This is a genomic window from Polaromonas sp. P1_F4 (assembly GCF_056405675.1).
The window spans coordinates 290865-316042 of sequence record NZ_JBFUBP010000006.1 but is presented as its reverse complement, the minus strand read 5'-3'; the positions used below and the strand labels follow the sequence as shown (position 1 = coordinate 316042).

Here is a 25178-nt window from a genome sequence, read left to right as displayed (position 1 = left end):
GATGTCATATCCTTGAGACTGGAAACGACAGCTATCGGTTCAAAAACAGCTCTGCAAAGACTCAGCCCAAAAAGGAGAAGATCAAGAACTTATCCACATCGTGAGCACCTTCTGCTCACAAAGAGTGTGGGTCAAGATTCGATGGAAAACTCGGGTCAGACTTCAGTGCAATTCAACACACTCACCTTCAGCGATGCTAGCCGGTCAATCATTACAACGCTAATCACTAACGATCCCATCGTACCGTTGCGTAGCTCCTATGCGGCAATTGCTAGGTCTTGCGTCCAATGGGTAAAAGTCGGATCGGCCAAGCTGACCCCGTCTTGAGACCGACTGAGTTCAACAGTGATTAGTTTGTCACCAGAAAATGCCGGGCTAAGCTCTAACGACAAGTATTCAAAGAGTGGTCGATCATGTACCGCAATAATTACCTGACGACCGAGGTCTTTTGAAAGGGTTCGAAGCAACGCCGCGAACTGCGATATGTGGACTTCATCCATTGATTGAACTGGATCATCAAGAATCAGCCACGGAAGTTGAGGTTTGACTGACAGATGTAAGGCCAGGAACAATGTGAGCGCGGCGGTATTTAGGTTTCCAGCGCTCAACATTGCGCCTGGAGCGCCCGCGGCGCCGCCGTCGCGGTGCACGGTCTCCAGTTGGGCAGAAATAAAATCCCCCACATTTTTTGGCAGGCAAAAAGCGGGAACAAAAGGCTCTGTCGGTGCGAGACGAACAAAGAGGTCACGCCATATTTTGTTCAGTGCGCTGTTGAAAACGCTACCGACAGTGGTCATCCTCGTTTCAGCTGCGGCCTTCGACAGAGTTCTAGCAACTTGCCTGAGTTCATCTCCTCTCTGCAAGGATGCAGTCGCAGATAGCATCGCGTCTTCACTCACACTAATTGATTTCTTCAATTCCTCGAGTGTTGCTCTATGTTTTTCGATCCGAATAAAACCCTCAACAGCTAGTGCTAGGTTTGTCTTTTTGTTTGTCAGTTCTTCAAGATCACTCTTCAGCTTTTCATCCAAGGTCTCCACAAGCTCACGAACGTTTTCAGATTCTTTCGGAATTGGCAGTCCAATTTCCGCGCAAATTCGACTAACTTCTTCTCGTGCATCCGAGGCATACTGATCTTGAGATCGCCGCTCAGATAGGCGAGTCCTAGCCTCTGTCGCGTTCCGCATTAGCTGGACACCCTCAATGGCGTGCAGCTTCATATCTTCAAGTCGCCGCCGATGCTCTTGATAGCGGTTCAGCCTGATCTCCAAGAGCGACTTCGACTCCGCCGGCAACTGTTTGGCCAGCGCAGCATCGCGCGCGCGCTCGTCGTTACTTAACGCAGTAACGGCAGACAGTCGAGCCTTTGTTAGCTCATGCAATCGTCCGGCTTGTTCAGCCAACATCCCTACGCTGGATGAAACATGTGTTGCCAGCGAAACTGTGGATACTTCAGAAAAATCCCGGCCGCATACGGGGCAGTTTTCATCGTGCAAGTGAGGAATTATTTCTGCTAGCGCCCTGCTGAGTGCCTGGGCATCAATCGCGACTGAGGCGATCTGTTCATCTGCGATCGCTATACGCGCTTGATTTTGTTCGATAGCAACGGCATAGGCTTCAAGCTCCAACTGCAGCGACTGATTTTCTGAAAGCTGAGTACTAGAGCGCTCAATTTCCCTGCGCAAACGTTCAACACCAGCCTCATATGCCTGCATCGGATCAGATGAAGCCGCCGAAGGCAATTCAGGAAAGTCAGCCTGGAGCAGCTGCAGCAGCGAATCTAAATCCTTACCCTGCTCGTTCCACCACTTGTCCAACGCTCCGATTGCTGAGCGTTGGTTTTCTTCTTCGAGCAATTTTTGATTCTCGTCGGCGGCGCCACCGGTTGCGGCCTGAGCCAATCTACTTTTCAGACTCAGCACAACGTGCCTTAGCCCGGCCACTGCGATCAAGCGATTTTCGATATCTGCGTCCGACAGCCGGTTTCTGCTCCCCGAAAGAAAGTCATCTATCGGTATATCTGGTTCTCCGAAAAGATCACTAAGCGTACGAACCAATTCTATTTTTCTTATGCCAAATTCAACTTCTAGTTCTTTCAATTCAACCTTAGCCGTCCTGACATCACGCTCGGCAGTCTCTTTGCTAAGCTCCACCTCCGAGTACTCTGGGATCACTTTTCTGAAATTCCTGACATCGTTTGCAGAGTGCAGGCCTTCAACGAGTACATCGAGATAATCGAGGCCAAGCAAGTCCTTAACAAATCTTGTTAAAGGAGAATCTCCGCTAGGCTTCGCGCTTTGATAGATTTCAAGCAGGCGTCCAAGTGTCGACTGCGCAAGATAGCAGCGTTCCCCGTAGAAACGCGCCAACTCGGAATCAAGCACGGGGTTACCAGACAGAACTCCATCACGAATTGTTATTTCAGAGGTCGAATGATTGGCGTTACCCAATCCCGAAATAGCAAGCTTGAGACCCGCCGCATCGAGTCCTCTATGAACCAGGTGAGACTTATACGAGGGATCAGCTCTGCGTGACGCTGCAATCTCACCCGTTAAAGCCATCTCAATGGCGGAAAGCAAACTGGTTTTCCCTGCCCCATTTGCACCATGCAACAGAATCACAGGCGCATCCAACGGCACCGTGATTGTTCCTCGCAAACTCCTAAAATTTGTAGCGGTAATGCTCTCGAGGTAGGCGCTCATTCTTTCTCCTCAGAGACCTTGATTGCAGATACAACCGATGCGCGTAGAGCGTCGCGTACTGCTTCGACCCCGCCGCGCGATGCATCAATCCATGCACTGACATCAGGCGTTACAGCTCCAAATTTTCTTCGAACTTCCTCTAAGGGGTCAGCGGCAATTTCTGAAGTATTGGGAATTATTAAGGGCATTAACACTGCTAAAGCATCATGTATCTCAGTCAATCCCGGCTCTCCAATAGGAGTTCCCACAGCCAGCACGCGACTCACTCTGGAAAGGGCGTCCGCCGTTCCAGGAAGTAGCGAAGGGCCCACCAACACAACTGTGAGAGGTCTCCTAGAGGATGCCAAATCTAGAGCACGCGCAAGCCCTTCAATTTTCTGACGAATACGAGGGCTCTTTTCCATCAAAGTATCGACGACCACAATCAGATCATTTGAGCGGTCTGACCCTAAAAGAGTAGCCGCGAACTCAAAAGGGACAGAGGAGACCAAAATCGGGGATGGCTTCTCCTTATAACCGCACGCGGTAAGGACGTTCACAACTTTTTGAACTGGGCCCTCTGAGATCATATAAAGCATTCCTCACGGAAACGTGTTTGCACTGTCGCGAAGTCAGGTGATTCGAAGAATATCTCCGAAATCTCTACGTGTCTAAGCCCGACTCTTCCAGTACGGCCGGGAGCGGCACGAGGACTGCGTGTCATTGGCTTGACGGATTTTTGGCTATGTAGAACGATCGCATCAGCATCTGAGGAATTCACAATTCCATTAATTTCGAGTTGCACGCTTGCTTCCCTAGTCGCGGAAAAGAACACCCGCATTTCACCAGCCGCCGTTTCAACACTCAGCACGCCGCCTTTCGGATTAGCGATGTCAGCAGCGTGAATTGACCAGCGGCCATCGGAGGCGCCGAGTCCCAGTAAGCCAAGTGCGGAGGCCATCTCTCGCATGCCAATAATGTTCAGATTTGGATCGTTAACGATTTGCTCGATCGATTGGATCGAAATGGGACGATAGGAATCGGTCGCCCCTCCAGCCGCTCTCGACCCAGTCTGAAACAACGAAGCACAGTGACCGTTAGCTTGCAACAATATTTGAACAAAGGCGAAACGATCACCATCGTCAGCATCTGCAAGTTGATTTCTTAAGAATAGCAACCCATTTTTTAGCTGATTTCTGTCGGCATCTGTTGTGCCAGCAGATAGAACCAGACGAGAATATTCACAAAGCTTCGCGCAGATTACGTGAAGAACAAGAGCCGTCAAAGCAGGCTTAGCGAAGGCTCGAAATAGTGCACCAGCTTCGATGTCTAACCGATTTGCCTCATATTCAGCCGAGTAGACAACGCGCAAAATATTGCGTTGACTTGCCCCCAACACGTCCTCCGCAAACACGTGGGCGGGGGGATCACATGGCCAGCCCCAGTTTCGAAGATTATCTCCATCTGCGAATATCTGTTGAATGTTTCCGTCTTGAGCGGACATCCCAAGCATGAGCGTTCGCTTAGTGGCAGCCAAAGAGACCAGCTCATGCCGCATCAGTTTGTGGTCAGCACTGTTATGCCAATTCGTAATCCTCGACAGACTACCGATAAGCAGCCCACGGTACCTGACCTCATCTTTTCCGGCACTGACGGCGCAACCGTGAAATTTCAGCAAGCGCGTCAAGAGATGTGCCTTCTGCAGATCGTCCGCATGTACGCACACCTGCATCAAGCTGTCAGGCACCTGCGCAATCTCCCCAAGAGCCGCCTCAATCAACCCGTCCCAGTTCGCACTTACAATTTCGGGCAAAACACCTTCTCGGACAAGCATGGCCAAACATAAATGCTCACAATCCGGCTCCGCAACACCTGGCGCGAAAGTATTAGGTACATCCACTACTTCCCAAAGTAAGTAGTCTGCGGGTTTTCCATCGACTCGAATATCCAGCAACTTTGAATAGGCCCCGCTTAGGTTGCGGATTACGGTATTGATCGGGGGCCAGCTCGCGATTGGCTGAGCTAAGTCAATAGACGCTAGGTCGGCAGGTGAAAGAGCGGCAAAATCTAAAGCTTCGCTTATTGCTTTTTTATACGGATCATTAGGATTTGCGATGTCCAGAATATGAGCTTGCAGGTGCGAAAGTACACGGCCGACAACTTTTCCAACGTCCTCCACCCTATTCCGCGAGATGCCGGCTCCCACCCAAAAAGCGTACCGACGTTCGGCAACGCCTCGAGCTAGCGCCGAGAGTGGCCCATCAAGTAAAGCGAGTGCCTCTCGAATGGTGATATCCATTGCAGTTGCCAACGCTTTTACCTCTATAAGTTAGTGCTTAGTCTGTTATTGAAAAAATAGACTCAATCAGTTTCCAGAGCAGAGAGCTGTGGAACATACACGCGCTTCAGCGGCAAAAGCCCTTTGTACTTGGAATCGAGCTCTTCATAATGTTCGAGAATAAGTTCCACCAAAGCTTGACCATCGATTAGTCGCAAATTTGTCTTGCTCTTACCGAACTGAATAGCTTGAGTAGTAAACGTCCCCAGCGTTACGAAAAGCCCGAATTCAGTCGGACCAACCTTTCCATACAGCTGCGAGATTATGGGGTCACCAACTGATCCAACCGAACTCTTGACTTGAACTTTAATAATCGGCGGTTCAAATCCAAGCTCGTCTTTGTGTGCCACGATATCAACCCCACCGTCAACTCCGGGTGGGGAAATGCGGGTACGGTAGCCCATTTTTTCGAGGAGGTGACCGACAAAATCGGCAAAGGGATGCCCTTTAGTTTCCTGCGCAAGTACCTTCAATACGTAATCACTCGTGCTTTCCGTGACGTTGTTAGTTACTTCAACAACAGTCTCGTCATGCACAGCGGGCATAGGCAAAGAAGAGTTCTTATCAGAGAGCGCATTGAAGAATTCTTCAGCATACGTTTTCACCGTGAAAAGCGTGAGAGCTGATCCGATTTCATAAAGAGCACCTTGAGAGAAATGCGCTCGTGGAATTTCCTTGATCCAAGTCACCGAGCGTTGATTTGGGTAGTGCTTAGCTTTCCTCGGCGAAAATTTGTAGTCGCCTGTTATGCGCCCTATATGCACCGTTCTGGTTCTTTTTGAAGGAAACAGGACGAAATCGCCCTCCTGCATTTCATGAACGAACCGATACAGCTGGCCCGCTGAACCAGGAATTGACCCAGCTTTCGCGAGAGGACGCATCGCAGCGTAGTGAAGTTTAAAAGCCTCTCGATTTGCGTCGAGTTTGCTGAGATCGCCTAACTCATGCCAGCCTAAGGCGATGACATTCTGTTCAAAAAAAAGCGACTCCGCATCTCCAGTTTTCCCAGCGCGCACCCCCCATAGAATTTTATCGATGCTCATGTCAGCCCCCTCCATAATTCTGCCTTCAAGCCGGCAGCAATTTTGTTATGTACGAATCTGCGTCAGCCCTGGGACCCAACGCCAACGCCCAAAGCTACCTAGATGATGTTTCCAAATTCCATAACTCAGGATCTGGTCTTGACTCAACTTGGTTATCACATATATTCAGAGCAATTACATGTCAATATTCACAAGCCTGTACGGGAATACTCTTGTTTGGAGTCGAGTTCTCATTGACATCCTATCCTAGGAGCGTGCGCCATTGATTCGCAAACTGTAGCTTATTTGTCGACGTCGCTGAAGACTGAACAGCCGCTCTGCTGCTTTCGCTGCGCGGCCCACGGGAGACTGTTGAGGAGGCGCTTTGTCATTAGTAGGTTACTTGCCTTGAACCACCCAGTCGTTGACCACAGCTATGGTGGACCGGCCCGCGTACGGCCAGATTAGTCGATGCTATTGAGCACGCGCTGCACCGAGTCCAGCGTATGACATTGCAGGCCGCTCTTTCGAACAAGGGGTCGCAGTGAGGCTGATGCAGAGAGGAAATCTTTAACCTCATAAGCGCCAGCTTCAAGATTGGCGCTTCCGACGCGTGGGGAGAATCTATTCTCCCAACCATCGCTTGGCTCAGGCCACTGTCGCAGTACAAATATTCCATCACAGTTTCTGTACATGATCCAATCCGAGCCATTCTTTAGTGGATAGACCATTACCGGCGAGCCAACGCCTGGTTGTAGATTCAATTTTTTGTCTACTAGAACGCTCCATTCCCTTTGGGAAGTTCGAGGCTGGTTACCACGCCAATCGAGACTGGCGTACCGCGTAATGAATGAATTCGCGGACTGGCGATCCTTCAGGAGTTCCGGCGTGGGTGCCTGGCAGGAATAGAGCAGATGCTCGGTGCCGTCCGCTAAACCCGAGGAGCGCCGATGCTCTTGTACGCGTGCTTGAACGGGAAATTGACGACCATCAGAGAGTTCAGCTAGCCCGCCACTCGCAACCTCATCGAGCGGCCTTATCGCGCGCAGGGTTACCCCCTTCAGGCCTTGCACTGGGATGCCCACACCGTCGGCAAGCAGATGCTCCAACAACAATCGGGAGAAAAGATTGAGTGCACCAACAAGGCATTCAGGACGTTCCTGGTCAGATTCATGCGCAAAATGCCACTCGTTGACCTGGCCCTTTTTGGCAACCAGAGGGCTACGGCACGAGGGACAGAAACAGCCGCAATTGATACCACCAGGTACCTCATCGACGAACTGAATCGTATCGTTTGCACTAAGGGCGATGGTCAGCCGGGACATGCTATTTAACTCACATGGTGAAGAAATTTCTTCGCTGAGATGAGAGCGACTCTAGACAAGACAGATCACAAAAGTTTTGGCGTGGAGTTTGTCTTTAATGCATTCGCTTTGGTTGCACCAATCCAGTCAGTCAGCATCGCCAGGTCATGACCCCAGAATATAGCCAAGCCTCGAGTCTGCGCGTCTGTCAAGTTGTGAAGTTTGTAAACGCCGCCGAGAACAGCGGCCGGAACCACTTGGAGCTTCCCAAAGTCTGAACGCCATACTTCAGCTTTGATAGCGGCATCATTGTTTAACCTCTTAACTGAATTGGTTGATGAGTTGGAGACTTTGCATTCGATGGCCATCACCCGCCGATCCCAAAGCCCGACTAAAACATCAGCCTTACGCTTCCCAAGTTCGCTTTCAGCACAGAACTCTCCAGGCGCCGGAGCGTCACTAAGTACAAAAACCTTTCGGCTTCCAACTTGTTTGAAGCCTAAGTCCAGTAGCGCAGCATGTACGGCTTTTTCCTGCTCCCGTTTGCCTTCGCTCCGGCGATTTGTTTCAAGTCGTCGTGCCGCGATCAGCGATGCGGAGCCGATCACTGCAGCCAGTCTTTCGGCTTCTGTCGGTTCACGTCCCTCCACCACCCAGGGAAACCGACGCCGGTCTAGCCCGCTTAGCACGACTTGCCGAATTCGGCTCACCATTTCTGGCTCCCGCTCTAAGCGCTGCTTAGTAAGTACCGCTTCAGCAACAACGCGCAGGTCATCGTCAGAAATAGGCGGGCCGGCCAGATATCTAAATGCTTCACACAACTTGGGTGTGGTTAGTACGCCTAGTAGCGTATCTCCTAAGTTTGTTAGGTCTACCGTGGACTCTAGAAGCTCCTCGAAAACTCCCTGATATTCATCAAAATGAGCGAGGTATTGCTCAAGCGGTTCCTCCATTCGCCGGCGACGGAATATCTCAATTGCCTGAAGCCGTTTCTCTTCAAGTTGTTCTTGGGTCCATATGGGAGGCTGGCTCATCCGCCCAATTCTGCCAGTAAGTTGGGAGCCGGCACAAAAAGTCGCTCCATCTCTCCGGGCTCAAACTTCGTCAGGCCGCCTGCATAGGTTCGGCCATCCAAAACGCTAATGCCTGTGCAAAGAAAATCCACCAGTCCTCGCATCTGGTTTTCGGACAAAGCGTCGCGAGGGTACAGGCCATGAGCGATGTTGATGTGCCTCGCTTGCGCAACATTCCGCACAAATGTCGGTGCGCTACGGGCCATATAGGTGGCCAGGATCGGTGCTGGTGCACGCATGCCCACTGACCACCAGGCACGGCGATTTCTCGCTACATAGCCCTCATGCGCTCCGCGCAGACGAGCGGCAGTCAGAAATCGATTGACGCCATCCAATTCGTCCGGATTGAGCTCACTAAGATCGTCGGGCAGAGCTACCACTGATCGCAAAGTTGATGCATCTGCCAGCACGCGTCCTGCCGCGATAAGTTCGCGGGCTTTCGTGATACTGCGAAGCTTATAGCGATCAGGCACGCCGCTTGCATCCGAGTTCGCAATAAAGACACCGTTCGCCCCAGTAACAGTCCCGCGGTGAACCCGGCACAACTCGCCAAGCTCAACGAAACCCTCGGGGCAACCGCGGTCCGCATGAGTCAAACGGGACCAGCGGGATTCCAGTTCAAGGCGCTCTCGGCGCACGGGTTTGCCGCCGCTCAGGTCAACCAAATCCTTCATTCGCTTAACCCGCCGCAGACGCACTGAGGTGGGCTTGGCTCCAATTTGGAATGTTGTGATTGCCGCAGTGGTCGCCGCATCTGGAAATGGAGATGCAGTTGGCTCGACGATCACGATGCCCTTTCCTCCCAACGGCCCCAGAAACAAATCTCGTAGAAGTTGTCCGTAGTTAACGTCTAGCCATTCTGCGGCTGTGATGAATGCACCACTATCCCCAGGCGTAGCACGCAACACGGTGGCAAGAAAGAAGTACAAATGCAGTCCAGCTAGCTGGCTGGCCTTAAGCTTGTATTTGGCAGCGTTTTCTACAAGCCATTGCTTCCACTCCACGTCAATTAGATGGTGGCGAACATAAGGCGGATTGCCGATAAAAAGTGTGCGACCGTTGAACTGCTCGCTAGGCGCGCGATAGTCCAATAGCTCGATTCGGGAGCGAGAAGCAAAACCGCTAGCCGCTAAGTTAGCTCGCGCCATAAGTGCAGCAAGAGGGTCTACTTCCAAACCAAGCAAGTGTGCTTTTTTAAAGTTACGCCCCGCCGCACATAAAAACCTGGCTGAGCCTACCCCTGGATCGACCACTCGATCGGGCACACTCTGTTCTTTGGCCCAAGCCATCATGGCATTCACTATGCCTTCTGGGGTGTAAGTCGCACCGCATTCACGTCTTACCTCAGCGCTGCGTAACGTAGAAAAAGCCGAGCCCAAAGGATCTGCACCGTCGCGAATCTCTGAACGCAAGACTAGAGCCATCTTCCGGTCAAGAGGAGTGGTTTTTCCAATGAGCTTAATTTCGGCAGGTGAAATACCGGCCACCTCCTCCGCGCCCAGTGCGATTGCAGCGGAAACCAGCGAGGCTTCGGAAAGCAATTGATAGGTCATAGTGGACTCATGGGGATAGTAGATTGACGGGGCTTTGTGCGCGTGAGTTTTAGAGCTGCCGCCCTGTCCGGCCTGGCAGACCTAATGCGTCCAGGTTCGTAGTCATCAGACTCGACCGCGAAATTGGTGATTCCTACACTGCGCAAGAAAGTGGCCAAATTTGTGAGGTTAGAGAACAAGCGAACACCGCCTCGGGCGTTCCCGAGAGTTCGATCAGCGTTCCCGCAGCGAACTGCAACAGTGAATCCCCCAACTCGTCCTATTGCCGCAGTCGAAGCGATGGAATCGCTAGCTGCAAGCTCGCGCAGAGTGTTTTCCTTGATCGTCCCCGAGGTCATTAGTTGAATCCAGAAAGTGAGCTTGGCCAAAATCATAGTCAATTATCGTTTTCCGGACAACACTTAACGTTAAATGCGTTGGCTTTCGCATGCGATCATCTCAGAGAATTATACTGTATGTAAATACAGCTTCTTTGTTGAAAATCGCCAAAAATGATAAAAACAGCTGGATTTTCTGTTTTTATAGTACTTTTGTGCTATATTATCATTTAAATCTGCCATTTGTCTCCAACGGACTGCAAGCGGCCGGCGAGCGCTTGAAACCGATCGCACCTCGACTTCCAGCGATTAGTCCAATCCCCCTTAATCGACTCATGACCAACTACCAAAGTGGGGGCGCAGCCCTGCTCCACCCAAAACGCGTATTGCCATTTGATATGGCGCCACATCCATGCAACTTGGCGTTCTGCAAAGCGATGACCTCGACCTTAATCAAAGCCTTAGGTGTGAGTCTGAGCCAGGTTGCCAGCGGCAAAGAGTTTCAGTCGATTGCCCTTGAAATTCGGCAATTTTTTGCGGACCATTTCGGCTCGAGTGAGCTGCCTTCAATGCAGCCGCACCACCACCACGAGACGCCGGACGTGACACCGGAGCAGTTCACTGTGCGGCTGGTGATGCTGAACTTGCCCTCCCCCAACGTTCCGTGCGCCGTAGCACGGAATCTGGACTGGCTATGCCTGGCGCTGCATCTGTCCAGCATCGAGAAGAAAATCTTGCTCTGGTCATACTGCGGTCATCGCAGCACTCCATCTGTCTTGCCGGGGATTCTCAACAAAATCCCCTGTTGCGACGCGCAGCAGGTATGGCATGCGCTCGGGCTGTTCTTCAATGAGCCGGCGGATGCCGTCGCACAGACCTTAGCCGAACCCTGTCGCTTGCACGGGATGGGTCTAGTTGACTTGTCGCATCGGGGCAATGTGTTCTCTCTCAACCGCTACCTGACGCCAACACCGACTTTGAAGGATGCGCTAGAGATTCCGCATCGTTCTATCGATGGTTTGCTCAGCCGCTGCTTGGAACCGGAAGCCAGCTTGCTGTTTGATCCCGAGAGCGAGATGCCACCAGACATCGCTCATGCGATGTTCCCCGAACCGGTCGCGCTGGCCTATGAAACGGCCATGGCCAAGCAGCCGCTCAAAGCCGCGCACATTGCGGCGCTGATTAGCTGGTTTAGCCAGTATCGGATCACGGAAGAGAGCTGTACCCCGCTCGAAGGGTTTCTGGACTACTTTTCGGTTCAGCTTGCGGTTCGCCGCTGCTTCATTAAGAACAGCCGGAACAAGCTGCCGGTGACACCGCTTGCCATTCTGCAGGCGGTTTATGCGGTAGCCGAGTAGCGAAGAGCTACATCCCCGCAGCGACTCGCTGCAGCTATCCCCACAACAAATGACTGTGCGGTATCCGAGACCTTATGACGGAGGCCGGCGCACGTCCATCCACTTTTACCAAAAGGTCTCACCATGAACGACGAAAACAAACCGCCGGAAGCAACTCGACCACCAACAGCAGTCATTATTTTCACGAACGCGGCACGGTTTCAGCTCGGCAAAGTCCTTGCCACACCCGGCGCGCTGGACCTTCTACAGCAGACCGGCTTCAGCGCCGCCGCACTTCTGAACCTCCATGTTCATGGGGATTGGGGCGATTGCGGTCCAAAAGACGCCGCCGAAAACGAACTTGCGGTGGCCCGCCAGCGACAGCTGATCAGTGTCTATCGACTGGTGGACGACGCCAAGCTCGCGGCCACGCCACGACTCAAGCGTATCGATCTACCCACGATTTGGATCATCAGCTCCGCCGACAGATTGAGCACAGTCATCCTGCGACCCCAAGACTACTAACGCCGTCGGTCCGACCGATCCAACTAACGACCTGGAATAACAGTCATGGATTACCGATTTCAACGAACGTATGCGGCGCTTCAAAGCGGCCATAACGTGACGGTACAGCTCAAGCGTGAGGATCCTGTGCCGGTGTTCTTTCAGCAAGGCGACATTGACGGCGCGTGCGGACTTTATGTATTTGCTATGGTGCTCGCCATCTTCGGATTGGCCAAAGCGTCTGCTTTAGAAGAGATGCCCCGACGAAAGTATGGCGTTCCGGCCGAAGTATGGGCTTCATTCCAGCACACGTTTTTCACCGGCGTGTATCACGATGAGTATGTTCAGATCATTCGTTCGCTAGGCTTGCCGTTGACCGTGGCGCTGCAATGTGGTGACACCGGCAACATAGACCGGTTTGCGGTGGAGTGCTTGATGCGCGGCGAACTGACAGCGCTTGCGTTTTCCAGCACCAAGAACCAGCACACCAAGCATTGGGCACTGGCCATCGGCATGGAAGGCCGCGTTGCTGGCAATGAAACTGCGCCGGACACCCTTCTGCTTCTGGACCCATCCGCCCCGGGCCCGGTCTTTTCGACATTCAATGCGCGATTGAGGCTTCCACTGGCCGGCCATAGAAGCCGGGGAAGGACGGTCAATCCGCTGAGACGGTCCGCAGTCGCCGGCAAGCCGGTTCAATGGCTGTATGACTCGCCGGCGTGGACTGCCGAGCCGGTACGTTTGTTGGCAGCGGTGCGGTTCCGGCTGACAAGCAGACGTTAAGAAATTGTTGGTGGGCCTGGTAGACGCTCAAGCGCCTTACGCACGGCCGCTCGTTCCAGTTTATTGGCGCGGTAGTACTGAAATAGCACTGTTGCGACCTCATCTTCCGGCGCATAAAAGAACGCCGCCGATACGCGGAGCACTTTGGCCAGGTTCTGCGCCGTCAAGTAGTCCGGCTTGTGCACGCCCAACTCGTAGCGGTTAATCCGCGTGCTGGCGACGAACTCATCAATACCGGCTTCAATTCCGAGCTGTTTTTGAGACAGCTTAGCCGCCAGTCGAGCTTGTTTGAGCCGAGCGCCCCATTGCTTATCCGCGTCAGACATCCGTAGTTCTTTGAAAACTACGAGCTTCGTAACTTTTGTATGATTCAGATACTACGAATTACGTAGCTTTTTCTGATGGAGACACCTTCCCGCCGTCATCCAGCCAGTAACAACCGAGGAGACATCATGAAGCGCCTGCTAATCGTTTTCGCACTTTTTTCAGCGGCGGCAAGCGCTGCACCACTCGACACGCTCAGCGCCGGCCAGACAGGGCGTATCGAATTCAACTCGATCACTCCACCCGACCGCTGGCAATTCGTGCGCAAGAACATGACAAACACAAAGCCCGTCGTCGTCTACGGTGACCTGATCATGCCGAGCCAGGTGAATGGCAAAGTCCCCGCCGTCATCATCAGTCCAGGCAGCGGCGGCGTCTCGGCCAAACTCTACGACGTCTGGGGCAAGTCGCTGAATGATGCCGGCATAGCTGTCTTCATCGTGGACTCATTCAAACCACGTGAGATAGCAGGTACCACGAACAATCAAGGTCTTCTCGATGTGTCGGCAAATGTCGCCGATGCTCTGAACGCGCTGAAATTACTGGCTACACACCCACAGATCGATGCACAGCGCATCTTCAGCATGGGCGGTTCACGTGGTGGCTCGGTGGCGTTTGAAACACACTGGGATATGGTGCGCAAGGCCGTGATCGATACGGACTTAAAGTTTGCCGGCAACATACCGCTTTACCAGGGCAACTGCAGCACGCGGTTCCGCTATGACCGGGGCGACACGAACAAAGCACCGATCTTGGCTCTTCTGGGCGGTGCCGACAACGGAACCATTGCATCCGCATGCGTGGACTATTACACCGAGCTGAAGGCCGGCGGAACGAACATCCGGTGGAAAGTCTATCCTGGGGCTCATCACGGTTTTGACGGTACCGGCCGCTACGAATGGTTGCCTCAAGGCGTCCATGCCAACAACTGCACGATTGAAGTGCACATGATTAATCGCCAAGGCGCCGGTCTGGGCGAAGCACGGAACTACAAAACTGGCGAACCGATCAACGGGTTTGCCGAATGGTCGAAACAACAAAGAGAATGCAACAGCCGTGGCTATGCCGTAGAGGGCAACACGGCAGCGCGAACTGACGCCATCAAAGAAGTCATCGCCTTTGTGAAAGCATCTGAAGAACAATCAGACAAAACGACATCCTCTAAATGAATGCAATTTTAAATCGACGCCATAGAGTCAGATCGACTATCAAAGCCCCATCATCAATTAATCGCTGAAATTCTTCCAGCAAGATGTGGAAGTACGAACACTTAGCGTCTGCACTTAAACGTGGTCAAGGAGCCTCATTCGCGGCCATTTCTTCGACACTGGCGATAACGTCTTGAATCACAACAGCGATATCCTTGTAGTCAGCCTTAAAGAACTCGCGACTTGGATTAATCCTGTGCGGGGCCAAGCGCTCATGGATGAGCTTTTCGGCAAGCATGCAATCGGGGGTGGCCCATTCCTGCACGGTTAAAAAGTGATCTGGTGAACTAGTGCTTCGCGACAACTCTTTGCTGCGGATATCGGTTGTTCTTGTGGTCAAACCAATCTTGAATATGTCTTTCTCGTGGGCGGCAGATCTCATCACATAGATGTACCCAGCTCGGAGTCCATCGAAGTCGTGAGCCGAAGCGCTCTCAACCGTTGTTGGACTGGCCGGTCGTTCTTCGACCCACGAGAGTGTCTGCGTAACCCATGTTCTACCGTAGATTGATTGGCCGTACTTATCTAATCCTTGAGTATCAATTGGCAGTTTCTTCCAGTAGCCTCGAGTTTCAACTTTAAAGTCGGGTGCCGTGAAGGATGTTCTATCCGGTGACCTAGCTGTTGGCCTCTTAAGGGTGTACACGTTCCGAAATTGCAGCCAATGTTTTGGGTGAACTCTGTCGACCACTTTTTTGTTGGCAAGTTTTGATCGAAATTCTTTGAATTCGGTCGGGTGCCTTTGAATTGTTATGTCATCCTCATGAGCGCTAAAAAAAAGGGGAAGACTAAGAAACGTTTTTCCAAGTTCGAAAAGCGTCTGGTACTTCTCCAAGGCAGCGCGTGATTTGACATATGCTTCCTTGGCGCCCTTCATAAACTCGTCGCCGTTCTCCTCGAAGTAAGTTGACACATCATCTGTATGAATACTATAGGATGCTCCCATGTCAGCCATGACATAACGGACGTCAACTGTTCGTTGATTTCCGTCCAACCGCATCAACACAACGGTCTTCCATAAGTCATCAGCATCTGACAGTGGTTCGGCTCGAATTTCCCTGGATTCCGCTACCTTTATGTGGGAGCGATGTGGTGCGACACGGGCACCAAGCCACGCCTCCTTTGCCTTCTCTGTTTCAAGAGTTAAATTCGCTTTTTTCCCGGCCAGAATCAGCAAACTTACTTCGTGACCGAATCGGACCATCGAAACCGATCCGATGCCGAACTCTGTTGAGTCCTCTGCTGAAAAGCATAATTCCGACACTCGATCAAAGGATGTGTAGGAATAGATTTGGCCTTCGACTAGGTGCTCGGCGAGTTTTAATTCGACGCCTTCTGTCTCGCCGCAGGTCACCCAGTCAATGAAGTGCTGAAATGAAAATAGATGGTCCTTCTCATCCCTGATTTCAAAAGTTGCGGTGCGAGGAAGAAATTTATTAAATGCCTCCACCACATTGAATGAGGAGGGCATATCCCTTAAGGAACCTTTAAAAACACGACCGTTGTACTCCAAGTTGAATTCTCTCAACTGTGAGTCCGCGCGCAGGCCGGCACCATTCACACTTTGCACTTGAACCAAGGCCGTAGCAACCTTCCAAGTTTCATCAATTGCTTTGTGAAATTTTGGATTATTTTGGTGAGTCGCCGCCCATGCCTCCAGCTTCTTTCGAGCGGCTGTCCCTTTCATTGGGACAGTCCAAAAACCGATTTCGGCAAATCTATCCGCGTGAGGGTCTGAGGTCATGGACGAGTTGTGTACGGTAGAAAAAACCTAGCACATAAGGGCATCGGATATCGACAACAGAACAAGCTACCCCGTGCCACCATAAATGGAACTTCGTCATCTAGAAAGGCGATGTCCTACCTTTTTTGAGACCTGGAATTGAAGTCAAGACGGTTTTGAGCGATGCTTGTAGTCCATCATGGTGCAAATACATGCAACGGCATCGACTCGAATTCTGGCAATAAACTGGCAACAGAAAAGATTTGAAAATACTTGCTACTTATTTAATAGCAATAAACTCATCTCCGGAGCCAATAAAATGGTAGGGCGTGAGTGACTTGAACACTCGACCAAAGGATTATGAGTCCTCTGCTCTAACCAACTGAGCTAACGCCCCACTCAAGAGATCGATTGTAAGGGCCTACTTGCTGTGGCTCAGCGCGGTGCTCACCAGCTTGGAGGTGATGTCGACAATCTGGATCATTTTTTCGTAGGGCATACGCATGGGCCCTATCACGCCCAGGGTTCCCACGACCTGTCCGTCGACTTCATAAGGGGCCGTCACCACAGACAGTTCCTGATACGGAATCACCTGACTTTCGCCGCCGATGTAAATCCGGACTCCCTCGGCGCGGCTCGAAACATCGAGGAGCCGCATAAGTTGCGCCTTTTGCTCGAAGAGATCAAAGAGCTTGCGCAGGTTACCCATGTCACCGGAAAAGTCGCTGACGGCCAGCAGATTGCGTTCGCCGGAAATAACCACCTCGTCGCGCGACTCGATGGCCTCCGAGCTGACCTTGACCGCCGCCTGCATCAACGTGGCGATTTCACCGCGAAGGGCTTCCACCTCGTTCTTCAGGCGCTCTCGTACCTCTTCGATCGCCATGCCAGCGTAATGCGAATTGAGGAAATTGGCCGCCTCGACCAGTTGGGACTGCGTGTAGTCCGCTTCGGTGAAGATGACCCGGTTTTGCACATCGCCGTCGGGCGAGACGATGATCACCAGAAAACGTTTTTCGGACAGGCGCAGAAACTCAATATGGCGAAATACCGACGTCCGGCGTGGCGCCATGACGACGCCCACGAATTGCGACAGGCTCGACAGCATGTGTGCCGCATTGCTGAGCACTTTTTGAGGCTGATCAGGTGCCAGCCGCGGCGCACCGATATGGCCCGACGACGACAAGGAGTCGCGCTGGGTGGTCAACATCGTGTCGACAAAGAGCCGGTAACCCCGCGCTGTGGGAATGCGCCCTGCCGAGGTGTGCGGGCTGACAATCAGGCCAAGCTCCTCCAGGTCGCTCATCACATTGCGTATGGTGGCCGGAGACAGTTCAAGGCCGGAAGCTTTTGAGAGCGTACGCGAACCCACCGGCTGTCCATCGGCAATGTAGCGTTCAACCAGTGCTTTCAGCAGCAATCGGGCACGATCATCAAGCATGGTGCCATTCTACGAAGCTTCGGTTGCCATGTTGTGATGTAATTTGCCGATGAAGTCGCAATTTCGCCATGTCGCATTGATCGGCAAGTACCACGCACAGGGTTCCCGGTCAGCACTGGAGGAGATCGCGCACTTCCTGGGCACCCAGGGTTGCGAGGTGGCGATCGAACAGGACACCGCCAGCAACACCGGCCTGACCCGGTTCCCGACCCTTGACGCAGCTGGCATAGGTGCCCAGTGCGACCTCGCCCTCGTCGTGGGAGGCGACGGCACCATGCTGGGCATAGGCCGGCTACTGGCCCAATTCGGCATCCCCCTGGTGGGTATCAACCAGGGCAGGCTGGGGTTCATCACTGACATCGCCTTTGAGGACTACCAGAACACACTCATCCCCATGTTGGGTGGCGAGTATGAAGAAGATCGACGCTGGATGATGCAGGCAGAGGTCGTGCGTGACGGCAGGTGCGTCTTCAGCGCCACCGCCATGAACGACGTTGTGGTGAACCGCGGAGCGACCGCCGGCATGGTGGAACTCCGTGTGGAGGTGGATGGCCGCTTTGTAGCAAACCAGCGCGCAGATGGCCTGATCATCGCCTCGCCGACCGGCTCCACGGCCTATGCCCTTTCAGCGGGCGGGCCCTTGCTGCACCCATCGATTGCCGGCTGGGTGTTGGCGCCGATTGCACCGCATACCTTGTCCAACAGGCCCATTGTGCTGTCGGACTCGGGCGAAATTACCATTGAAATCGTCTCTGGCCGCGACGCCAGCGCCAACTTCGACATGCAGTCGCTGGCAAGTCTGTTGCATGGCGACCGCATCACCGTCAGGCGCTCCGAACACCAAATGCGTTTCCTGCACCCCAAAGGCTGGAGCTATTTCGACACGCTCCGGAGAAAGCTGCACTGGAACGAAGGCGTGGCCTGACCGGCCAGGATTCAAGTTATGAGCCTCAAAACCATATCGCTTCGCGACTTCGTCATCGTCCACAAGCTTGAGCTGGATTTGTCCGGCGGCTTCTCGGTGCTCACCGGTGAAACCGGTGCGGGCAAATCGATCCTGATTGATGCACTGCAGCTTGCTTTGGGCGCCCGAGCCGATGCCGGCGTGGTTCGCGAAGGCGCCGCACGCTGCGAAATCAGCGCAGAGTTTGACAGCCCCTCCGGCCTGGCCCCCTGGCTGGAACAAGCCGGCTTCGACAGCAGCGAAACCCTGCTGCTCAGGCGCACGATAGACGCGCAAGGTAAAAGCCGCGCCTGGATCAATGGCAGCGCGGCAACAGCCACCCAGCTCAAGGACATCGCCGACCAGCTGGTGGACATCCACGGCCAGCATGCGTGGCAAAGTCTGACCCGCCCCGACGCGGTACGCGGCTTGCTCGACTCCTATGCGGAAGTATCTACCGGCGAGTTGTCACGCCTCTGGCAACAATGGCGGCTCGCCCAGAAAACATTGAATGACGCACGCGAAGCACAAGACAGCCTGCAGCGCGAACGCGAACGGCTGGCGTGGCAAATCGGCGAACTCGACAAGCTGGCACCCGGGGCCGCCGAATGGGACGAGCTGAATGCCCAGCATGGGCGGTTGTCCAACGCGCAGGCTCTGCGCGATGCCGTACAGGCCGCCGTCGACGTATTGCAGGAGTCCGACGAGAACGCCACTGCACTCCTGGGACGGGCCATTGCATCGTTGCAAGGCCAGGAACACATCGAACCCGAGTTCAAGAGCATCCTCGAAGTGTTAAATGGCGCTCTGGCCCAAATGGAAGATGCGGTGCATTCGCTCAACGGCTATGCACGGCATGCCGAGCTGGAACCCCAACGGCTGGCCGAACTCGACGAACGTCTTTCGCTGTGGGTCAGCCTGGCGCGGCGCTACAAACGCACTCCAGCCGAACTGCCTGAATTGCTGGCCTCCTGGCGGGCCGAGTTGCACAAGCTCGACGAAGCCACCGATCTGGTTCAATTGGAAAAAAACGAAAACCAGGCACGGTCAGCCTACCTGGATGAAGCCGGCCAGGTGTCGAAGGCGCGCGGCAAAGCTGCCCCAAAACTCGCCAAAGCCATTACCCAGGCCATGCAGGGCCTCGGCATGCAGGGCGGAAAATTCGACGTGGCGCTTAACAAACTTGAGCAACCAGCCCAGCACGGGCTGGAGCAAGCCGAGTTCCTGGTAGCGGGCCATGCCGGCAGCACGCCCCGCCCCGTGGGCAAGGTCGCTTCCGGCGGCGAGTTGTCGCGCATCGCGCTGGCCATCGCCGTCACCACCAGCCAGTTGGGGCAGGCACAAACGCTCATATTTGACGAGGTTGATTCTGGCGTGGGGGGAGCCGTGGCCGAAACCGTCGGGCGGCTGATGAAACAACTGGGTAAAGACCGGCAAGTTATGGCCGTCACCCACCTGCCCCAGGTAGCAGCCTGTGCCGACCAGCACCTTGTCGTTGCCAAGCGAGCCGAAAACGGCACCACCCTCAGTACCGTAGACCATGTGAATGGGGAACAGCGCGTGGCTGAAATCGCCCGCATGCTCGGCGGCGAGCGGCTTTCCGGTACTACGTTGGCCCATGCCAAGGAAATGCTGGGGCAGTGATGGCAGCACTGGAAATGGTTCTTATCACCGGTATGTCGGGCTCCGGAAAATCGGTTGCCCTGCATGCGCTGGAAGACGCCGGTTATTACTGCGTGGACAACCTTCCGCCGGAATTGCTGACGCCCTTCGTCGCACTGGAGCAGCAGCACGGCGCCCAAAAAGTTGCCATTGCCATGGACGTGCGAAGCGCAGTCTCGCTTCCCCTGGTGCCCCAGCAGCTGCGGCAGTTGCGCGCTTCCGGCGTAGCAGTGCAATCCCTCTTCCTGGATGCCAACACCGAGACCCTGGTGCGCCGCTTTTCCGAAACACGCAGGCTTCACCCTCTGTCGCGCATCGACGCCTCCGACCAGCACCGGGCGTTGGTAGACGCCATAGAGCTGGAGCGGGAGTTGCTGGGTGAGATGCGCGAGCAGGCCCACGTGCTCGACACCAGCATGATCCGCTCATCCCAGCTGCAAGGCTATGTGAAGTCGCTGATCTCCGCTCCCAGCACCCAGCTCACGCTGGTGTTCGAGTCCTTTGCCTTCAAGCGCGGCGTGCCGCTGGACGCGGATTACGTGTTTGACGTTCGCATGCTGCCCAACCCTCACTATGAGTCGGGCCTGCGCCACCTGACCGGGCTTGATGAGGCCGTGGCAAGCTATCTCAAGACCCATACGGAAGTGGGTGACATGTTCCGTCATATCGAGCAATTTCTCAGTCATTGGCTGCATGCGCTGGTACGTGACCACCGAAGTTATGTGACCGTGGCCATCGGCTGCACCGGGGGCCAACACCGATCCGTCTACCTTGTCGAGGAATTGGCCGCAGCTTTCGGCCAGCAATGGCGAACGCTGAAGCGGCACCGCGAGCTTGATGCCACTTGACCCCAAACAAAGCTGGCGCGGGGGCTTCATCCCCCGGGCACCGCGGTCAGCGGCCTAGGCGTCCCGTTCCAGCAGTTTGCGTATAGGCGCGGGCAGCCCCAGTGCAGGCCATTCGGCGGGGCCGAACCACGCACCGGGCCGTTCATCCGAAACCAGAGACCTGGGCATGGTTTGCCCGGCCCGAAAACCTGCGATCCACGGCGACAGGTGCAAGTCCTTGTGTGTCAGCACGTGGACAAAACCTGGCAGTGGATCGAGCCTTTCCCGCAAGGAAGCCGGCAAATCCGCAGCCAATGCCTCATCACTCTCAAAAACCGGCAGGCAGTAAAGCCCACCCCAGATTCCCCGGCTGGGGCGCTTTTCAAGCCAGACCGAACCATCCGGCTTCTGCGCCCACAACAGACTCAGCGCCTGCGCACTGCGCTTGAGCTTTCTTGTCTTCACGGGATACTTGCCGGGATCGCCGGCGGCAAAACCGCGGCACAGGTTTTGTACCGGGCATAACAGGCACTGGGGCTGGCGGCCCACGCAAATCGTGGCGCCCAGATCCATCAGTCCCTGCGTATAGCGCGGCATGGTTTCGGGCAGGTCCTGCTCAGGCAGCAGCTCTGCAGCCGTGTCCCATAGCGCACGCTCATTGGCACTTTGGGCCAGATCGGCGGAAAAACCCAGCACCCGCGTGAGCACCCGTTTGACGTTGCCATCCAGAATGGCAACACGTTCACCAAAACAAAACGAGGCGATGGCCGCGGCGGTTGAACGGCCTATGCCTGGCAGGGTCTGGAGCTGCTCGGCCGTCTCTGGGAATTGCCCGGCATGCAATGCCACGACATCCTGAGCGCAGCGGTGCAGATTGCGCGCACGGCTGTAATATCCCAGCCCGCTCCATAGCCCCAGCACATCGTCTTCGGAAGCCGCAGCCAACTCCTTCACCGTCGGGAAGCGCGAAAGGAATCGCGCGTAATAATCCAGAACCGTTGCGACCTGAGTCTGCTGCAACATGATTTCAGACAGCCACACGCGGTAAGGATCACGTGTGTTCTGCCATGGAAGGCTGTTGCGTCCGTGCGAAGCCTGCCAGCGCACAATTTCCCCGGAAAATCCGGGCAACTGGCATGAGGCCGTTTGCTTCACTGCAACCGCTTTCCGCCCCGAAGGGGTCTTGGTGGGTCGCGACCGCGTCAACGCTCAGGCAGCCTCGGGCACCGCGGCATTTTCCGCAGTAGCGGCACCATCCGGCGTCCTGGCCTGCGCCGAAGAGCCCATCAGATGGGAAGTCAGCTCCGTGAGCTTGTTGTCCAGCTCATCGAGTACGCGCTCCTGGATATCGATTTCAGCGATCCGTTCATCCAGACCAGACGCCGCTTGCTGGATGCGCTCGATAGCTTCAAGCCTGCGGCCGAAATTGCGCCGCCGCTCGCGCAACTGCGCATCAAGCTGCGATGCCGCTGACTTGTTCCAGAGCTCCACTTCGCCAAGGGCGGATTCGTAGACCACCCGCAGGCGCGTGGCGAGGGCACGTACCAGCCGCTCGGAAAATTCCGGCTGGGAAAGTTTCAGAACATTGCCCACACCAAGATATTGCAAATGGCTGCGCTCAATTTGCTCCAGGTCGTGTTCATAGCGGATCAGCTCCGGCTCTTTTGGCGCCTGCAGCGAAAAACTGAACTCGGCATTGAGCTGGCGAAAGGAGGCAGTCAACATGGACTGGATTTCACTGCTCATGATCTGCGACTTCTGCAGTCCCTCGCGAAGGCGGGAAAAAGTCTGGCCATAAGCCTTCTTGACACCCAGCTTGATGCCCGGCTGCTTTAGCGCATGCGTCAGCTCGGCCAGTTCAGCCTTGAGCGTCGGAGTGCTGAGCAGATTGAATACGTCACGGAGCAATTTGAGGTGGACAGAACGTACCGCGTGAATTTTCGAGCCGCTGGTGTCGAACTCAGCCTGCTCCTGCTCGATGCGGCTGCGCATGTGCTTGATGACCGAGACGTTCTTTCCTCTCAGGCCACGCAACTCAATCATCTGTTCGGCCAGATCGCGCCGGCGGATGTGCATGGCCCGCCCCGCTTCGGTCCGGAGTTCGCTGATACCACCCGACACCGCTGTGCGCAGGATTTTTTGGCGCTGCCCCATCACGCCCTGCCCCAGCGCCAGCTCGAGGGCAGGCAGGTGGCTGGCCTCCAGCAAGGCTTTGTCTCGCGTGACCTTGGCCACCAGCCCTTTTTGGGCCGATACGGGAATGACCTGGGATTCAGGCAGGCCCAGGATTTCGGCAGATGTTGCACGCTGCTTGTCGATCTGCGCCTGTACTTGTTCGGGCGTGCTTAACGCGTCCCAAAGGGTGTCGATCTTGTTGAGCACCACCAGGCGTGCATCGGTGCCATCACCGTCGGTGATCAAATGCTCGCGCCAGATGGCCAGGTCGGACTTGGTGACACCGGTATCGGCCGCCAGGATGAACACCACAGCATGGGCCTGGGGGATCAGGCTCACCGTCAATTCGGGTTCTGCGCCGATGGCATTAAGCCCCGGCGTATCCAGGATGACCAGGCCCTGTTTGAGAAGCGGATGCGCGATATTGATCAGCGCGTGGCGCCACTTGGGCACCTCTATCAGGCCGTCAGCGCCTACACGCGGGTTGTCTTCCGGGCTGCTGTCATGCCAGAAACCAAGAGAGCGGGCTTCGTCCTGGGTGACATGGCGGACTTCGGCCACTTTTTCGAGCGCCTGCGCCAGTTGCGCCGGGTCATTCACGTCGAGGTCGATCCGTGTCCATTTTTCAGGTACCGCGCGCCACTCCATGAGGGCTTGCTTCTGCAGGCGCGTTTCGATGGGAAGCAGGCGCAGGCAGGGGGGCACATCCGCGTCGTAGCCCAGCTCGGTCGGGCACATGGTGGTACGGCCAGCGCTTGCCGGCATGATGCGGCGGCCATAACCGGCAAAAAAGATTGCATTGATCAGCTCGGACTTGCCGCGCGAGAATTCGGCCACAAAGGCGACCATGACCTTGTCGGAACGTACCTGTGACTCGAGCCGCTGCAGGCGCTCCTCAACCGCTGCATCCAGCAGGTCATGGTCCTTCATCCACTCTGCAAGCAGTTTCAGGCGTAATGCAAATTCGCGCCGCCACGTGCCGTGCTGGTCAAATTGTTCGTTAAAAGACATCGGTCTACCGTAAAGTGTGTCGGTCAATATAGCATCGCCAACCCGAAAGAACCATTGGCGCGTCTACGGACTCAAGGTTTCTGGCAATTCGGACAGTAAAAAGTGGACCTTTGCCCTTGCCTGAGGGTCTTCACCGGTGAGCTACACACCCGGCAGGGCAAGCCAGCGCGGTCATAAACCATGGCTTCGAGCTGGAAATAGCCCGATTCACCCTGCGCATTCGAGAAGTCCCTCAGGGTGCTCCCCCCCTTTGTAACAGCTTGGGCCAGTACCTGGCGGATCGCCCCATGGAGCAGGGCCGCGCGGGGCTTGCTGATCCGGTTTGCCCGGGTGGTCGGCCGGATTCCGGCCAGGAACAGGGCTTCCGACGCATAAATATTGCCGACACCGACCACGGCCTCACCGCCCAGCAATACCTGCTTGATCGCCGTTTGCCGCAGTTTTAGCGCCTGGTGAAAGCTTTCCGCGTCAAAAGCGTCAGTCAGCGGCTCAACGCCGAGCCGGCCAAGCAGCTTTTGGGCGGCAGGCGCACCTTCATCGCTGGCATACACCACAGCCCCGAACCGGCGCGGGTCGTTCAAACGTAAAGTGCCCTGGCTGGTGGCCATTTCAAAGTGGTCGTGCTTGCCCAAGGAGGGGAAACCGTCGCCAAAAGCCACACTGCCGGACATTCCGAGGTGGATCAGCAGCAGCCCGTTGCTCAGGTCCACCAAAAGGTATTTGCCGCGGCGGCGAACCGCCAGCACCTTCTGGCCGGCAAGCTTGTGCGGCGCGCAGCCCAGCGGCCAGCGCAGGGGCTTGCCCATCTGGACGCGCTCAATGACGGCGCCGGCGATACGGTCCGCAAAGCTCAACCGGGTGACTTCAACTTCTGGCAGCTCAGGCATGGTTTTGTAAATAAGGGTGCGGCTGCATGGCGCAAGAAGACAGCGGTGGGCCAGCCGAAGATTCA

General features: G+C 55.0%; 20 protein-coding genes, 1 tRNA gene and 1 pseudogene. 8 read left to right on the top strand and 14 right to left on the bottom strand.

The features are described 5' to 3' along the window. A pseudogene (locus AC1DYQ_RS14725) lies at nucleotides 1–104 on the top strand (ATP-binding protein); the annotation flags it as partial. Nucleotides 105–257: 153 nt separating this feature from the next. On the opposite strand, the gene AC1DYQ_RS14720 reads toward AC1DYQ_RS14725, so the two are convergent. The 7 genes from AC1DYQ_RS14720 to AC1DYQ_RS14690 all read right to left on the bottom strand — a co-directional run bounded on the left by AC1DYQ_RS14720 (nucleotide 258) and on the right by AC1DYQ_RS14690 (nucleotide 9971). Then, complete coding sequence (locus AC1DYQ_RS14720; RefSeq protein WP_477687396.1) at nucleotides 258–2702, bottom strand: AAA family ATPase; 2445 nt, start codon at nucleotides 2700–2702, stop codon at nucleotides 258–260. Beyond that, entirely contained in the window at nucleotides 2699–3241 is a 543-nt protein-coding gene (locus AC1DYQ_RS14715) for a hypothetical protein (RefSeq protein WP_477687395.1), read from the bottom strand. The genes AC1DYQ_RS14720 and AC1DYQ_RS14715 overlap by 4 nt, the downstream gene beginning before the upstream one ends. A gap of 26 nt (nucleotides 3242–3267) precedes the next feature. Then, entirely contained in the window at nucleotides 3268–4980 is a 1713-nt protein-coding gene (locus AC1DYQ_RS14710) for an SIR2 family protein (protein ID WP_477687394.1), read from the bottom strand. Nucleotides 4981–5042: 62 nt separating this feature from the next. Beyond that, nucleotides 5043–6062 carry a restriction endonuclease gene (locus AC1DYQ_RS14705; protein WP_477687393.1) on the bottom strand — a complete coding sequence of 340 codons (1020 nt, stop codon included), beginning with the start codon at nucleotides 6060–6062 and terminating at the stop codon, nucleotides 5043–5045. Between the two features lie 443 nt (nucleotides 6063–6505). Further along, complete coding sequence (locus AC1DYQ_RS14700) at nucleotides 6506–7366, bottom strand: competence protein CoiA family protein (protein WP_477687392.1); 861 nt, start codon at nucleotides 7364–7366, stop codon at nucleotides 6506–6508. A 65-nt stretch (nucleotides 7367–7431) separates the two neighbouring features. Then, nucleotides 7432–8379, bottom strand: coding sequence for a XamI family restriction endonuclease (locus AC1DYQ_RS14695; RefSeq protein ID WP_477687391.1), 948 nt, complete (start codon nucleotides 8377–8379; stop codon nucleotides 7432–7434). After that, the gene (locus tag AC1DYQ_RS14690) at nucleotides 8376–9971 is read right to left on the bottom strand and encodes an Eco57I restriction-modification methylase domain-containing protein (RefSeq protein ID WP_477687390.1); all 1596 of its coding nucleotides are present in this window, start codon (nucleotides 9969–9971) and stop codon (nucleotides 8376–8378) included. Before AC1DYQ_RS14690 ends, AC1DYQ_RS14695 begins: the two co-directional genes overlap by 4 nt. 475 nt (nucleotides 9972–10446) lie before the next feature. On the opposite strand from AC1DYQ_RS14690, the gene AC1DYQ_RS14685 reads away from it, so the two are divergent. The 3 genes from AC1DYQ_RS14685 (at nucleotide 10447) to AC1DYQ_RS14675 (ending at nucleotide 12912) form a co-directional block, all read left to right on the top strand. Next, on the top strand, nucleotides 10447–11646 hold the full coding sequence (locus tag AC1DYQ_RS14685) for a hypothetical protein (RefSeq protein ID WP_477687389.1): 1200 nt from the start codon (nucleotides 10447–10449) through the stop codon (nucleotides 11644–11646). A 123-nt stretch (nucleotides 11647–11769) separates the two neighbouring features. Continuing rightward, the gene (locus tag AC1DYQ_RS14680; RefSeq protein WP_477687388.1) at nucleotides 11770–12150 is read left to right on the top strand and encodes a type I restriction endonuclease subunit M; all 381 of its coding nucleotides are present in this window, start codon (nucleotides 11770–11772) and stop codon (nucleotides 12148–12150) included. A 45-nt stretch (nucleotides 12151–12195) separates the two neighbouring features. After that, nucleotides 12196–12912 (top strand): hypothetical protein, encoded by a 717-nt coding sequence (locus AC1DYQ_RS14675; RefSeq protein ID WP_477687387.1) that lies wholly within the window; start codon nucleotides 12196–12198, stop codon nucleotides 12910–12912. On the opposite strand, the gene AC1DYQ_RS14670 is transcribed toward AC1DYQ_RS14675, so the two are convergent. Further along, a complete protein-coding gene (locus AC1DYQ_RS14670; protein WP_477687386.1) occupies nucleotides 12909–13238 on the bottom strand; it encodes a helix-turn-helix domain-containing protein in 330 nt (109 codons plus the stop codon). The genes AC1DYQ_RS14675 and AC1DYQ_RS14670 overlap by 4 nt on opposite strands. Before the next feature lie 126 nt (nucleotides 13239–13364). On the opposite strand from AC1DYQ_RS14670, the gene AC1DYQ_RS14665 reads away from it, so the two are divergent. Next, nucleotides 13365–14405, top strand: a complete 1041-nt coding sequence (locus tag AC1DYQ_RS14665; RefSeq protein WP_477687385.1) for a dienelactone hydrolase family protein — start codon at nucleotides 13365–13367, stop codon at nucleotides 14403–14405. 124 nt (nucleotides 14406–14529) lie between these two features. On the opposite strand, the gene AC1DYQ_RS14660 is transcribed toward AC1DYQ_RS14665, so the two are convergent. The 3 genes from AC1DYQ_RS14660 to hrcA all read right to left on the bottom strand — a co-directional run bounded on the left by AC1DYQ_RS14660 (nucleotide 14530) and on the right by hrcA (nucleotide 17608). Further along, nucleotides 14530–16188, bottom strand: a complete 1659-nt coding sequence (locus AC1DYQ_RS14660) for a GIY-YIG nuclease family protein (RefSeq protein WP_477687384.1) — start codon at nucleotides 16186–16188, stop codon at nucleotides 14530–14532. Between the two features lie 299 nt (nucleotides 16189–16487). Then, nucleotides 16488–16564, bottom strand: a tRNA-Ile gene (locus AC1DYQ_RS14655). A 24-nt stretch (nucleotides 16565–16588) separates the two neighbouring features. After that, entirely contained in the window at nucleotides 16589–17608 is a 1020-nt protein-coding gene (gene hrcA, locus AC1DYQ_RS14650; RefSeq protein WP_477649605.1) for a heat-inducible transcriptional repressor HrcA, read from the bottom strand. Between the two features lie 49 nt (nucleotides 17609–17657). On the opposite strand from hrcA, the gene AC1DYQ_RS14645 reads away from it, so the two are divergent. Genes AC1DYQ_RS14645 through rapZ form a run of 3 tightly spaced genes read left to right on the top strand, consistent with a single transcriptional unit; the run spans nucleotide 17658 to nucleotide 21061 of the window. Then, nucleotides 17658–18533 (top strand): NAD kinase, encoded by an 876-nt coding sequence (locus tag AC1DYQ_RS14645; protein ID WP_477687383.1) that lies wholly within the window; start codon nucleotides 17658–17660, stop codon nucleotides 18531–18533. An 18-nt stretch (nucleotides 18534–18551) separates the two neighbouring features. After that, a complete protein-coding gene (gene recN / locus AC1DYQ_RS14640; RefSeq protein ID WP_477687382.1) occupies nucleotides 18552–20195 on the top strand; it encodes a DNA repair protein RecN in 1644 nt (547 codons plus the stop codon). After that, nucleotides 20195–21061, top strand: coding sequence for an RNase adapter RapZ (gene rapZ, locus AC1DYQ_RS14635; protein ID WP_477687381.1), 867 nt, complete (start codon nucleotides 20195–20197; stop codon nucleotides 21059–21061). The genes recN and rapZ overlap by 1 nt, the downstream gene beginning before the upstream one ends. A gap of 54 nt (nucleotides 21062–21115) precedes the next feature. Here rapZ and mutY read toward each other — a convergent pair whose 3' ends face one another. The 3 genes from mutY to mutM all read right to left on the bottom strand — a co-directional run bounded on the left by mutY (nucleotide 21116) and on the right by mutM (nucleotide 25113). Further along, nucleotides 21116–22195 (bottom strand): A/G-specific adenine glycosylase, encoded by a 1080-nt coding sequence (gene mutY, locus AC1DYQ_RS14630; RefSeq protein WP_477687380.1) that lies wholly within the window; start codon nucleotides 22193–22195, stop codon nucleotides 21116–21118. Nucleotides 22196–22249: 54 nt separating this feature from the next. Beyond that, the gene (locus AC1DYQ_RS14625; protein ID WP_477687379.1) at nucleotides 22250–24226 is read right to left on the bottom strand and encodes a dynamin family protein; all 1977 of its coding nucleotides are present in this window, start codon (nucleotides 24224–24226) and stop codon (nucleotides 22250–22252) included. 71 nt (nucleotides 24227–24297) lie between these two features. Then, the gene (gene mutM, locus AC1DYQ_RS14620; protein WP_477687378.1) at nucleotides 24298–25113 is read right to left on the bottom strand and encodes a bifunctional DNA-formamidopyrimidine glycosylase/DNA-(apurinic or apyrimidinic site) lyase; all 816 of its coding nucleotides are present in this window, start codon (nucleotides 25111–25113) and stop codon (nucleotides 24298–24300) included. Between the last annotated feature and the right edge of the window lie 65 nt (nucleotides 25114–25178).